Origin of the sequence: Acidipropionibacterium thoenii DSM 20276 (assembly GCF_000423445.1) — a bacterium.
GTDB lineage: Bacteria > Actinomycetota > Actinomycetes > Propionibacteriales > Propionibacteriaceae > Acidipropionibacterium > Acidipropionibacterium thoenii.
Map to the genome: position 1 here is coordinate 254,300 of NZ_KE384018.1, position 12,190 is coordinate 266,489.

15 protein-coding genes are annotated in these 12,190 nt (G+C 65.4%); 14 read left to right on the forward strand and 1 reads right to left on the reverse strand.

The features are described 5' to 3' along the window. Nucleotides 1–328 precede the first annotated feature (328 nt). From rplN to G554_RS0110630, 14 genes are all read left to right on the forward strand, one after another. Nucleotides 329–697 (forward strand): 50S ribosomal protein L14, encoded by a 369-nt coding sequence (rplN, locus tag G554_RS0110565; protein WP_027587860.1) that lies wholly within the window; start codon nucleotides 329–331, stop codon nucleotides 695–697. Beyond that, nucleotides 698–1,066, forward strand: coding sequence for a 50S ribosomal protein L24 (gene rplX, locus G554_RS0110570; protein ID WP_027587861.1), 369 nt, complete (start codon nucleotides 698–700; stop codon nucleotides 1,064–1,066). Beyond that, complete coding sequence (gene rplE, locus G554_RS15905; RefSeq protein WP_036925381.1) at nucleotides 1,063–1,698, forward strand: 50S ribosomal protein L5; 636 nt, start codon at nucleotides 1,063–1,065, stop codon at nucleotides 1,696–1,698. The genes rplX and rplE overlap by 4 nt, the downstream gene beginning before the upstream one ends. 10 nt (nucleotides 1,699–1,708) lie before the next feature. Then, nucleotides 1,709–1,894, forward strand: coding sequence for a type Z 30S ribosomal protein S14 (locus tag G554_RS0110580; protein WP_027587862.1), 186 nt, complete (start codon nucleotides 1,709–1,711; stop codon nucleotides 1,892–1,894). 241 nt (nucleotides 1,895–2,135) lie between these two features. Next, nucleotides 2,136–2,543, forward strand: coding sequence for a 30S ribosomal protein S8 (rpsH, locus tag G554_RS0110585; protein ID WP_027587863.1), 408 nt, complete (start codon nucleotides 2,136–2,138; stop codon nucleotides 2,541–2,543). 31 nt (nucleotides 2,544–2,574) lie between these two features. Further along, nucleotides 2,575–3,117, forward strand: coding sequence for a 50S ribosomal protein L6 (rplF, locus tag G554_RS0110590; protein WP_027587864.1), 543 nt, complete (start codon nucleotides 2,575–2,577; stop codon nucleotides 3,115–3,117). After that, entirely contained in the window at nucleotides 3,117–3,500 is a 384-nt protein-coding gene (gene rplR / locus G554_RS0110595; RefSeq protein WP_027587865.1) for a 50S ribosomal protein L18, read from the forward strand. Before rplF ends, rplR begins: the two co-directional genes overlap by 1 nt. A 23-nt stretch (nucleotides 3,501–3,523) precedes the next feature. Beyond that, entirely contained in the window at nucleotides 3,524–4,171 is a 648-nt protein-coding gene (rpsE, locus tag G554_RS0110600; protein WP_027587866.1) for a 30S ribosomal protein S5, read from the forward strand. After that, the gene (gene rpmD / locus G554_RS0110605; protein WP_027587867.1) at nucleotides 4,171–4,353 is read left to right on the forward strand and encodes a 50S ribosomal protein L30; all 183 of its coding nucleotides are present in this window, start codon (nucleotides 4,171–4,173) and stop codon (nucleotides 4,351–4,353) included. The genes rpsE and rpmD overlap by 1 nt, the downstream gene beginning before the upstream one ends. A 2-nt stretch (nucleotides 4,354–4,355) precedes the next feature. Next, nucleotides 4,356–4,796 carry a 50S ribosomal protein L15 gene (rplO, locus tag G554_RS0110610; protein ID WP_027587868.1) on the forward strand — a complete coding sequence of 147 codons (441 nt, stop codon included), beginning with the start codon at nucleotides 4,356–4,358 and terminating at the stop codon, nucleotides 4,794–4,796. Between the two features lie 255 nt (nucleotides 4,797–5,051). Then, the gene (locus G554_RS0110615; protein WP_245570029.1) at nucleotides 5,052–6,041 is read left to right on the forward strand and encodes an ABC transporter permease; all 990 of its coding nucleotides are present in this window, start codon (nucleotides 5,052–5,054) and stop codon (nucleotides 6,039–6,041) included. 11 nt (nucleotides 6,042–6,052) lie between these two features. Continuing rightward, a complete protein-coding gene (locus G554_RS0110620) occupies nucleotides 6,053–7,054 on the forward strand; it encodes an ABC transporter permease (RefSeq protein WP_027587870.1) in 1,002 nt (333 codons plus the stop codon). Next, nucleotides 7,051–9,177: an ABC transporter ATP-binding protein gene (locus G554_RS0110625; protein ID WP_027587871.1), complete on the forward strand. Its 2,127-nt coding sequence runs from the start codon at nucleotides 7,051–7,053 to the stop codon at nucleotides 9,175–9,177. The genes G554_RS0110620 and G554_RS0110625 overlap by 4 nt, the downstream gene beginning before the upstream one ends. Nucleotides 9,178–9,622: 445 nt before the next feature. After that, nucleotides 9,623–11,344, forward strand: a complete 1,722-nt coding sequence (locus tag G554_RS0110630; RefSeq protein WP_027587872.1) for an ABC transporter family substrate-binding protein — start codon at nucleotides 9,623–9,625, stop codon at nucleotides 11,342–11,344. A gap of 138 nt (nucleotides 11,345–11,482) precedes the next feature. On the opposite strand, the gene G554_RS0110635 is transcribed toward G554_RS0110630, so the two are convergent. Then, on the reverse strand, nucleotides 11,483–12,070 hold the full coding sequence (locus G554_RS0110635) for a hypothetical protein (protein ID WP_027587873.1): 588 nt from the start codon (nucleotides 12,068–12,070) through the stop codon (nucleotides 11,483–11,485). Nucleotides 12,071–12,190: the final 120 nt, after the last annotated feature.

Consider the following 12,190-nt stretch of genomic DNA (forward strand, 5'->3'; position numbering starts at 1 on the left):
CCCCCAACCGATTTCCCCGGGCTGGAGCTTTGCGGTATGCTGCCCAAGTTGCCTTGTGACCGTGCCCTCGTTCGGTCGGCTCCGTGACATCGCCGGATCTGGGATCTCCCAGAGCGGGCGGGTCCAGCGGAACCGCGTGATCTTGCGATCCGAACGATATGGGGACCTCTCACGGGCGATGGCTGCGCATCGATGGTCTCACCCCGGATGGATTACCGGAGGGGGTGCTGCCGGATGGTGCGGGTCGCCTCCTGGCACAATCCAGGAGGTTCGTGCTCAACAGTTCTGCAAGGCCCCGAGGGGGAACCGGCGGGACAGAGGAGAAGACATGATCCAGCAGGAGACGCGACTCAAGGTCGCCGACAACACGGGGGCGAAAGAGCTGCTCACCATCCGTGTTCTCGGTGGATCCAAGCGTCGCTACGCCGGGCTCGGTGACACCGTCGTGTGCACCGTCAAGGACGCCATTCCCGGTGGCAACGTCAAGAAGGGCGAGGTCGTCAAGGCCGTCGTCGTCCGTACCGTCAAGGAGCATCGCCGTCCCGATGGCTCCTACATCAAGTTCGACGAGAACGCCGCAGTGCTCATCAACCCCGACGGCCAGCCCCGCGGAACCCGCATCTTCGGGCCGATCGCCCGTGAGCTGCGCGACAAGAGGTTCATGCGCATCATCTCGCTCGCCCCGGAGGTGATCTGAGTGAAGTCCCTCAACATCAAGAAGGGTGACCGCGTCAAGGTCATCGCCGGAAACGACAAGGGCATCATCGGTGAGGTGCTGTCGGTCGACCCCAAGAACGAGCGGGTTGTCGTTCAGGGGGTCAACATCCGCAAGCATCATCGCCGCGACACCCCGAACCCTGACGGTTCCGCCAAGAAGGGCGGCATCATCAGCTCCGAGGCCCCGGTGCACGTGTCCAACGTCCAGCTGGTCACCAAGGTCGACGGGGAAGATGTCGTGACCCGGGTCGGCCATCGCCGCGAGGATGTCACCAAGCGCCGCTCCGACGGTTCCGAGTACGCCGCCCAGCGCAGCGTCCGCTACCTCAAGAAGGAGGAGGCCAAGTGAGCGCAGAAGCCCCCGAGAAGACTGGATACGCCGGCCCTCGTCTCAAGAAGCGCTACCGCGAGGAGATCGTCCCGGCCCTCCAGGACGAGTTCCACTACGCCAACCCGATGCTCATCCCCGGCCTGGTCAAGGTGGTCGTGAATATGGGTGTCGGCGACGCCGCCCATGACTCGAAGGTGATGGACGGAGCGATCCGCGACATCACCGCGATCACCGGCCAGAAGCCGCAGGTCACCAAGGCCCGCAAGTCCATCGCCCAGTTCAAGCTGCGTGAGGGTCAGCCGATCGGCTGCCACGTCACGCTGCGCGGCGACCGGATGTGGGAGTTCGCAGACCGGCTGCTCACCCTGGCACTGCCCCGTATCCGCGACTTCCGCGGACTCAACGGCAACCAGTTCGACGGCCAGGGCAACTACACCTTCGGGCTGTCGGAGCAGGTGATGTTCCTGGAGATCGATCAGGACAGCATCGACCGGGTCCGTGGCATGGACATCACCTTCGTCACCACGGCCAAGAACGACGAGGAGGGCAAGGCGCTGCTCAAGCACCTCGGCTTCCCGTTCAAGGCTCAGGATGATCAGAAGGCCCGGGCCAAGCGCGGTCCGGCCTACTACGCCAAGAAGAAGAAGTGAGGCAGAACCCATGGCCAAGACAGCACTGAAGGTCAAGGCAGCCGGCAAGCCGAAGTTCGCAGTTCGGGCGTACACCCGTTGCCAGCGCTGCGGACGGCCGCACTCGGTCTACCGCAAGTTCAACCTCTGCCGTATCTGCCTGCGTGAGATGGCTCACGCCGGCGAGCTGCCGGGTGTCACCAAGTCCTCCTGGTGAGTCCCAGCAACTGATTCGGGGGACCTCACTCGACCAGGGCGACCTGGCGATGATCCGAACCCGAATCACCCGGTGACGGGGAGCCGGCCGACCGACCGGCATCCCCACCACCACGGGCCCCCGGGCCCACGGCGGGCCGAACCGCCACCCACATATTTTGACGACGCAGCAGGTCCCACCTCGTACGGCTCCAGAAGTCGGCGGAAGCGGGAAACCGTTGTGAGAAAGAGGCCAACCAGCCATGACCATGACTGATCCGATCGCAGACATGCTGACCCGTCTGCGTAACGCCAACTCGGCGTTCCATGACTCGACGACGATGCCCCACTCCAAGATCAAGGCGGGAATCGCCCAGATCCTGGAGTCCGAGGGGTACATCGCCGGGTTCGAGGTCAATGAGCCCGCCGAGGGACAAGTCGGCAAGACCCTGACCCTCGAGCTCAAGTACGGCGAGGATCGCAAGCGTTCGATCGCTGGCATCCGTCGCATCAGCAAGCCCGGGCTTCGCGTCTACGCGAAGTCCACCGCACTGCCGAAGGTTCTCGGCGGCCTGGGGATCGCGATCATCTCAACATCCCAGGGCCTTCTGACCGACCGGCAGGCACACCAGAAGTCGGTGGGCGGGGAAGTCCTCGCCTACGTCTGGTGATCGGTTCGAGACAGTAGTAAGGAGTTAAGACATGTCGCGTATTGGCAGGCTCCCCATCACCGTCCCGACCGGTGTTGAGGTCAAGCTCGATGGGCAGGACGTCGAGGTGAAGGGCCCGAAGGGGACCCTCAACTTCAGCGTCGCCGAGCCCATCTCGGTGAGCAGGAACGACGAGGGCCAGATCGTGGTCGCCCGTCCGAACGATGAGCGTCAGAACCGCTCATTGCACGGGCTGAGCCGCACCCTCATCAACAACATGGTGATCGGCGTCACCCAGGGTTACGAGAAGAAGCTCGAGATCCAGGGTGTCGGCTACCGAGTCATCTCCAAGGGTCCCAAGCAGCTCGAGTTCAACCTCGGCTTCTCCCACCCGGTGATCATCAATGCCCCCGAGGGCATCTCGTTCACCGTGGAGAACCCGACGAACTTCGCAGTTCAGGGCATCGACAAGCAGACCGTCGGCGAGGTTGCGGCCAACATCCGCAAGCTCCGCGCACCCGAGCCCTACAAGGGCAAGGGCGTGCGCTACGCCGGCGAGAACGTCCGCCGCAAGGTCGGAAAGGCAGGTAAGTGATGGCTGTCACACTGAGGTCCGGGAAGAACCTGGCCCCGAGGACCGCGTCGCGAGTCCGCCGCCAGATCCGCGGTCGCAAGAAGATCTACGGGGACGTGGACCGTCCCCGGATGGTCGTCACCCGCTCGTCCAAGCACGTCTTCGTCCAGGTGGTCGACGACGTCGCAGGCCACACCCTGGCCTCGGCGTCCTCGATGGAGGCCGATGTGCGTGCCCTGGTCGGCGACAAGACCGCCAAGGCCAGCAAGGTCGGCTCGCTGATCGGCGAGCGCGCCAAGGCTGCCGGGATCGAGAAGGTCGTCTTCGACAAGGCGGGCAATCAGTACCACGGCAGGATCGCTGCGCTGGCCGATGCGGCCCGCGAGGCCGGTCTCGACTTCTGACCACGAAAGGTAAGTGAGTAGCGATGAGTGGAACCCAGCGCCGCGGTGGCGGTGCAGGTGGCGAGCGTCGCGGCCGCGACGACCGTCGTGGCCGGAACGATCGTGACAACAACAAGAGCGAGTACCTGGAGCGCGTGGTTGCGATCAACCGCGTCGCCAAGGTGGTCCAGGGCGGCCGCCGCTTCAGCTTCACCGCGCTGGTCGTGGTGGGCGACGGCGAGGGCAACGTGGGCGTCGGATACGGCAAGGCCAAGGAGGTGCCCGCGGCGATCGCCAAGGGCGTCGAGGAGGCCCGCAAGCACTTCTTCAAGGTGCCGCTGGTCGGCCGTACCATCACCCACTCGGTGAAGGGCGAGAAGGCAGCCGGCGTCGTCCTGCTGCGCCCGGCCTCCCCCGGTACCGGCGTCATCGCCGGCGGCTCGGCCCGCGCCGTGCTGGAGTGCGCAGGCGTCCAGGATGTCCTGGCGAAGTCCCTGGGCTCGTCCAATGCGATCAACGTGGTGCATGCCACTGTTGATGCCCTTCAGCAGCTCGAGGAGCCCGAGGAGGTGGCCCGTCGTCGCGGCAAGACCGTCGAGGAGGTCGCCCCCAGGGCCCTGCTGCGGGCTCGTCAGGAGGCCCTCGAGGCCGCCTCGCAGGCCAAGTCCGACGAGAAGGCGGGGGCCAAGTGATGAGCAATCTCAAGGTGACCCAGGTGAAGTCCGGGTCCGGCAGCAAGCCCAACCACCGCGAGACCCTGCGTAGCCTGGGTCTGCGGCGGATCGGTGACGTCGTGGTGAAGGAGGACCGCCCCGAGTTCCGTGGCATGGTCCACACCGTGCGTCACCTCGTGAGTGTTGAAGAGGTGGACTGACAATGGCAATCAAGCTTCATGACCTGAAGCCGGCCCGCGGAGCCAAGACCGCCAAGACCCGGGTGGGTCGTGGCGAGGCCTCCAAGGGCAAGACGGCAGGCCGCGGCACGAAGGGAACCGGTGCTCGCAAGAACGTTCCGGAGAACTTCGAGGGTGGCTCGATGCCGCTGCACATGCAGCTGCCGAAGCTGCGCGGTTTCAAGAACCCGTTCCGTACCGAGTACCAGGTCGTGAACCTGGACAAGGTGGCTGCGCTGTTCCCCGAGGGCGGCAAGGTCGGCGTCGAGGACCTGGTCGCCAAGGGCGCGGTCCGCGACAACGAGCTGGTCAAGGTGCTCGGCACCGGTGAGATCACCGTCAAGGTGGATCTGCTGGTCGACGCCTGGTCGGCCTCGGCCAAGGAGAAGGTCGAGAAGGCCGGCGGTTCGCTGGCTTCTCGCTGACTCCGCCTCGGTCTCTGGCCCGACGGCCGGAAGGTTCCGCACGGCGGGAGAATCCATCCGGATCCTCCCGCCGTGCGGCGTTTCCGGCGCCTCTTCCTGCGGTGACGAGTAGCCCTCCGGGAGTTCTTCCAGGGCGAGAATCAGCCACTCCTGGATTATTGCGAGTTGATTTCGGATTGCCGGTCACTTTCTTACAGGATGTAGTGTCGCTTGCGCCGAGGGGCCGGATGACCCTGCTCGACTCTCCAGGAAGGGATGTCCGTGCTCAGATATCTTGCGCGCCGCATCGTCAACTACGCGATCCTGCTGTTCATCGCGGTGTCTCTGGCCTATCTGGTGGCCTCAGCGGCGCTGGATCCGAGGAATGCCTTCGACCGGCAGAACCCTAATCTGAACTGGGCTGCGGGCAATGCCTCGTTGACCGCCTACAACATCAATCCGGAGACCAGCATCTGGACCCGGTACGTCCGCTGGCTCAACATGGTCTTCGTCCACTGGAACTGGGGGCAGACGCCGCGCGGCGAGGTGATCAACTCCCTCATCGCCACCAGGATCGGGGTCTCGGTCCGGCTGGTGACGATCGGCACCATCCTCTCGCTGGTTCTCGGTGTGGCCCTGGGCGCCTGGTCCGCGGTGCGTCAGTACCACTGGAGCGACCGGGTCGTCTCGCTGATCTGCATGCTGCTGATCTCCACCCCGACCATGGTGCTCGCGGTGGTGATGCAGCTGGCGGCGATCCGATTCAACCAGGCCACCGGTACTCAGTTCTTCCAGTTCATCGGCGAGACCGGCACGCACGGCAGCTACTTCGGTGCGGCGTTCATCAGTCGGTTGCAGCACCTGTTGTTACCGACGATCTCGCTGACCGCGCTGAGTATGGCGACCTACTCCCGGTACCAACGCAACCTGATGCTCGACACCCTGGGTGCCGACTACGTGCGCACCGCCCGGGCCAAGGGGCTGCGCAAGTCCTACGCGATCCGTCACCACGCGCTGCGCAATGCGATCATCCCGATGGCCACCTACTTCGCCTTCGGCGTCGCCACCGTGTTCGTCGGCGCCACCGTCACCGAGCAGGTCTTCGGTTGGAACGGGATGGGCCTGTACTCGGTGACCTCCATCCAGAATCAGGACATCAACGGCACCGTCGCCGTGGTGGCCTTCTCCGGGGTCTGCGTGCTGGCAGGTGCCCTGCTCAGTGACATCCTGATCGCCGCCATCGACCCGCGCGTGCGGGCGCGCTGAGGAGTTACGTCATGGTTGAACCGAACTTCTCCTCCGGCCGCGCCGCCGAGCGCCCTGATGCTGCTGTCGGCTCCGCCCCGCTGGCAGAACCTGCTGCCGGCGCCGCCATTGACCCCTCCAAGGAGCCCGAGGGCCGCAAGGAGACCAAGCACCTGTCGCGCAGCCGACTGATCTGGCGTCGCTACTGGCGTTCGGCCGGCGGCAAGATCGGACTTGTCGGACTGGCGGTCATTCTGCTGCTGGCCCTCATCGGGCCCTCCCTGGCGCTGTGGGACTACTGGGTGGTCGATGACAACGCCTTCCTGTCGATGCCCTCGGGCGACCACTGGTTCGGCACCAACCAGGGTGGCTTCGACGTCTTCGCGATGACTGTCGAGGGACTCCGCAAGTCCTTGGTCATCGGTTTCGCGGTGGCGGCCATCGTCGAGATCCTGGCGGCTCTGATCGGTGCCTCGGCGGCCTACTTCGGCAAGAAGGTCGGGATGGTGCTGCAGTGGATCACCGACCTGCTGCTGGTCGTCCCCTCCTTCCTCATCATCGCGATCATCTCCCAGCACACCGCCGGCTCGAAGAGCTCCACCTGGCTGCTCATCATCCTGCTCGCGGCCTTCTCCTGGATGATCTCGGCCCGGGTGATCCGTGCCATGACGCTGTCCTTGGTGAATCTGGACTACGTGACCGCCGCCAAGTTCATGTCGGTGCCCTCCCTGGTGGTCATCGTCAAGCACGTCATCCCCAATGTGGCCTCCTACCTCATCATCGACTTCACCCTCGGTGTGGTCGGGGCGATCATGAGCGAGACGACGCTGTCCTTCTTCGGATTCGGCGTCCAGAAGCCGGAGACCTCGCTGGGCACCCTGCTCGGTGACGGGATGGCCTCAGCCACCACCTCGCCATGGATCTTCCTCTTCCCGGCCGGTGTGCTGGTGGTCCTGCTGCTGTGTGTGAACTTCGTCGGTGACGCCCTGCGAGACGCCATCGATCCCTCCTCCAAGTCAGGCGGTGCTGCATGAGTAGGAACAACAAGCCCGTCTTCACGTCGGACGCGCTGCCGGAGCGTACCTCCGGCGTCCCGGTGCTGGAGATCTCCGACCTCAATGTCCGATTCCCCTCCGAGGACGGCGTCGTGCATGCGGTGCGCGGGGTCAGCCTCACCGTCAATGCCGGTGAGGTGGTCGGGCTGGTCGGCGAGTCCGGATCGGGCAAGTCGGTCACCTCGATGTCGGTGATGGGGCTGCTCGACGAGAGCGCCGATGTGCAGGGATCCATCAAGCTGCACGGCACCGAGTTGCTGGGCCGCAGCGACAACTGGATGAGCGAGGTGCGCGGCCGGAAGATCGCGATGGTCTTCCAGGATCCGCTGAGTGCCCTCACTCCCGTGTACACGATCGGCGACCAGATCGTCGAGGCCCTCCAGGTGCATGGCAGCTATTCCGACAAGGATGCCTGGCAGCGGGCTCTTGAGCTGCTGAGGATGGTGGGCATCCCGAACCCCGAGGTGAGGGCCAAGAACTTCCCCCACGAGTTCTCCGGCGGCATGAGGCAGCGCGTGGTGATCGCGATGGCGATCGCCAACGACCCCGATCTCATCATCGCCGACGAGCCGACCACCGCTCTGGATGTCACCATCCAGGCGCAGATCCTCGATCTGCTGAGGGTGGCCCAGCGTGAGACCCATGCCGGTGTGGTGATGATCACCCACGACCTGGGTGTGGTCGCCGGGCTGGCCGACCGGGTGGCGGTGATGTATGCCGGGCGGATCGTCGAGAGGGCCGACGTCAACGACGTCTTCTACCACTCCCGCCACCCCTACACGGTGGGTCTGCTGGGCTCCCTGCCGCGTCCCGACCTCGACAAGGACGAGCCGCTGACGCCGGTGGAGGGCAACCCGCCCTCGCTGCTGGAGCTGCCACCGGGCTGCCCCTTCGCGCCGCGCTGCCCGATGGCCTCCGCCGAGTGCGAGGCCGCCGAGCCGCCCCTGCTGGAGACCGACCTTCCCAGGCACACCTCGGCCTGCATCAAGTTCGATGCCCTGGCCGACAAGAGTTACGAGGAGATCTACCCCAAGGACGAGATCCCGGCCGCCTCCGAGATGGCCAGCCGGGACGCCGGCGAGGTGATCCTGCACGTCGACGGGTTGGTGAAGACCTATCCGCTGATGAAGGGAGCGGTCTTCAAGCGCCGGGTCGGCACCGTGCACGCCGTCGACCACATCTCCTTCGACATCCACTCCGGGGAGACCCTGGGCCTGGTGGGGGAGTCCGGCTGCGGCAAGACGACCACCATCATGTCGATCCTCGAGCTGGCCAAGCCTGAGGAGGGCAGGATCGTGGTGCTCGGCCACGACACCGCCGAGCTGTCGAAGGCCGACCGCAAGAAGGTCCGCCAGGACCTCCAGGTGGTCTTCCAGGACCCGATGGCCTCCCTGGACCCGCGGCTGCCGATCTCCGACATCATCGCCGAGCCATTGAAGTACAACGGCTACCCGAAGTCGAGGATCGGGGCCAAGGTCGAGGAGCTGATGGCCCTGGTCGGTCTGGAGCCGGCCCACGCCAACCGTTACCCGCGCAACTTCTCCGGCGGTCAGAAGCAGCGCGTCGGGATCGCCCGGGCACTGGCCCTGGAGCCCAAGCTGCTGGTTCTCGATGAGCCGGTCTCGGCCCTGGACGTCTCCATCCAGGCCGGTGTGCTGAACCTGCTGGAGAAGCTGCGGATCGAGATGGGGTTGTCCTACCTGTTCGTGGCCCATGACCTGTCAGTGGTCCGTCACATCGCCCACCGGGTCGCCGTGATGTACCTGGGACGGATCGTGGAGCTCGGACCGGTCGGGGAGGTCTTCGACCACCCCGAGCACCCCTACTCCCAGTCCCTGCTGTCGGCGATCCCGGTGCCTGACCCGATCAAGGAGAAGGGCCGCAAGCGGATCCTGCTCGAGGGGGATCTGCCCTCGCCGGCCAATCCGCCCTCGGGATGCCCCTTCCACACCCGCTGCCCGAAGTTCAAGACCCTCGGCGAGGCCGATCAGGCCCGCTGCACGGGGGAGACGCCGCTGCTGGCCAGCACGGATGCCGACACCCAGCGGGGTGACGACCGCCAGGTGGCCTGTCACTTCCCCGAGGTGGTCAGCGTCTTCTGACCGTTCGGTCCCGCAGGTCCTGCGCCCCCGGCCCCCTCGGTCCCGCAGGTCCTGCGCCCCCGGCCCCCTCGGTCCCGCAGGTCCTGCGTCACCCGGCCGCTGCCACGTTCGTCCTCGAATCCGACGTTCGTCCTGGAATTCCAGGACGAACGTCGGATTCGAGGACGAACGTGCGTCAGGGGTGTGTGGACGACACTGCCGAGGGTGGGTGGGGGTGTTCGGGCGACAGTGCTGAAGGAACGTAAGGGGTCGCCGGACCAGGCCGCCGGAGGTGCGTCGCGGTATCGGGGCGACACGGTTTGGTGAAGACGGCGTCACGTTCCGATAACGATTGACGGGCGGGGGCCTCCAGCGCTGGGATTGCGGTGGCGACCGGTGAAACAGTCAAGAGCGTACAGACAAGTGCGGGTGCTGTGTGCCCGCCGTCAATTCTGGAGGTATTACTGTGCGCAAGCCCGTAATGACCGCCATGGCCGCCCTGGCCGTGGGGTCTCTTGTGCTGACCGGTTGCGGTCAGAAGAACCAGAGCAGTGCCAACAACAGCGCCTCGGCTTCCGCCTCGGCCAAGGCACTGCCGCTGGCCGCGCTGAATCTGAAGCCGCGCGACCAGGTCAAGGACGGTGGCACCCTGCGATTCGCGATCAGCCAGCTGCCGACCGCCTGGAACGGCCTCGACATCGACAACAACTCCGTCGATCTGAACTCGACCATCTGGGGATTCGTCGGAGTCAGCAACTTCCAGTACGGCGCTGACGGGGCCCCGACCCCCGACAAGGACTTCCTGCAGTCCTATGACGTCAAGAAGGCCGCTGACAACGGTGGTCACCAGCAGGTCACGCTGCACCTGAACCCGAACGCCAAGTGGAACTCGGGCCGCACCATCGACTACACCGACTACGTCGCCACCTGGAAGGCGATGAACGGCAGCAACGAGGCCTTCAAGCCGGCCACCACCGACGGCTTCAACCAGGTCACCTCGGTGACCAAGGGCGACAAGCCGACCGACGTCGTCATCACCTTCAAGACGGCTTCCCCCGACTGGACCGCCACTTGGAGCACCGTGCTGCCGAAGGAGGGGGCCTCCACCCCGGAGCTGTTCAACAACGGCTGGAAGACCTTCAACGCGAACTGGTTCACCGGGCCGTTCACCCTCGACAAGGTCGACCAGGCTCAGAAGACCCTCACCGTCAAGCGCAACGACAAGTGGTGGGGTGACAAGGCCAAGCTGGACTCGGTGTCCTTCAAGGAGCTCGACGACGCCACCCAGACCAAGGCCTTCGCCAACAAGGAGATCGACGTCGTCGACACCATCATCACCAAGGATGGTTACGACACCGCCAAGAAGCGCACCGATGCCGACCTGCGTGAGGCCGGCTCCCTGCAGTGGCGCCACTTCACCTTCAACACCAAGTCCAACGGGCTGACCGACATCAAGGTCCGCCAGGCCATCGTCAAGGGCATCAACCGCCAGGCCATCGCCAAGTCGGATCTGGCGGGACTGCCCGTCGACCCGGCCGCCGTGATGCTCGGCAACCACTTCTTCATGCCCGGTCAGGTCGGCTACAAGGACAACTCGGGGGACTACGCCTACAACCCCGAGCAGGCCAAGCAGGAGCTGGACGCCGCCGGCTGGAAGATGAACGGCAATGTCCGCGAGAAGGACGGCAAGAAGCTCACCATCGACTACGCGATGCTGACCGGGGTGCCGACCTCCGAGAACGAGGGCGCCCTGCTCAAGCAGAACATGGCCGCCATCGGCGTCACGGTGAACCTGGTCAACACCCCGTCGGACTCGATGAACGACGTGCTGACCAACCACTCCTTCGGGATCATTGCCTTCACCTGGCAGGGCACCCCGTACCCGATGAACAACGTCCGTCAGATCTACGGCGCCGCATCCGAGGGCTCCTCGAAGGCCAGCGAGTCGAACTTCTCGCAGTTGGTCGACCCGAAGCTGGAGAAGCTGATCCCTCAGATCGACACCGAGGAGGACCAGACCAAGCGGATCGCCCTGACCAACCAGGCCGACAAGATCATCTGGGACAACGTGATGACCACCCCGCTGTACCGTCGCGCGCAGTTCGCTGCCGTTCCGAAGAACCTGGCGAACTACGGTGCGGCCACCTTCGAGACCGTTCCCGCCCAGAACATCGGTTTCGAGAAGTGATCTACCGCTGAACTGATGTCCCGGTCCGTGGGACCGAGCATCTGAGTGACGCCACCTCGGGGGTGGCCCGGTTCGCCGGGCCGCCCCCGAGGTGTCTGTGTGGCGCCTCCGTGGCAGCCCGGTAGGCCTTGCGGAAGCTCAGGCGAGGATCGCCAGCACCACCAGGATGACGGTGACGCCGATCGTGGCCCAGTTGGGGCGGGCCTGAACCGCGGCCGCCGAACTCTGGTCGGTAGGGCGTCGCTGGATCTGCTCGATCTCGATGAGTCGTGCTGCCGAGAAGGCGTCCAGGCTCACCCGAACAGGTGCCGAGCCCTGCTCGGGGATCATCGGCATCTCACGGTCGGCGCTGGCGATCTTGCCTGCCGTCCCCTTGGCCGGAGCCGCCCATGCCCGGATGGATCGTCCCTTGTCGTGACCGGTCTGCGCAGCGGTGGACAGCGTCACACCCCACCTGCCGGTGACGCTCTCCAGCCGCGCCCAGGGCACATTCCAGATCCGCAGCTGATTGACCACCTGGATCCCGGCGTCGTCGATCCGGATCGAGGCGAGCCCCCAGAACAACCAGGCGCACCACACGAACAGCGCCACGAAGGGCAGATTGACGAGAGTCCGGAGGAGGCCCACCCGACTGGCGTCCCAGACCATCAGGGCCAGTGCCGCTGCCCCCAGCACAGCGGTGCCGATCCGCCCGACTCGAGATGTGATGACCACTGGTGGACGCATGGATCTCCTCGCCGGGATATGGACTCTGCCGCCGAGTTGATAGGCTACCTGAGCTGTTGCTCTTGTCTCGCTCGCCGAGGCCGGCCAACGCGCCGTCCCGTGCAGCCCGCTCCGGGGCGT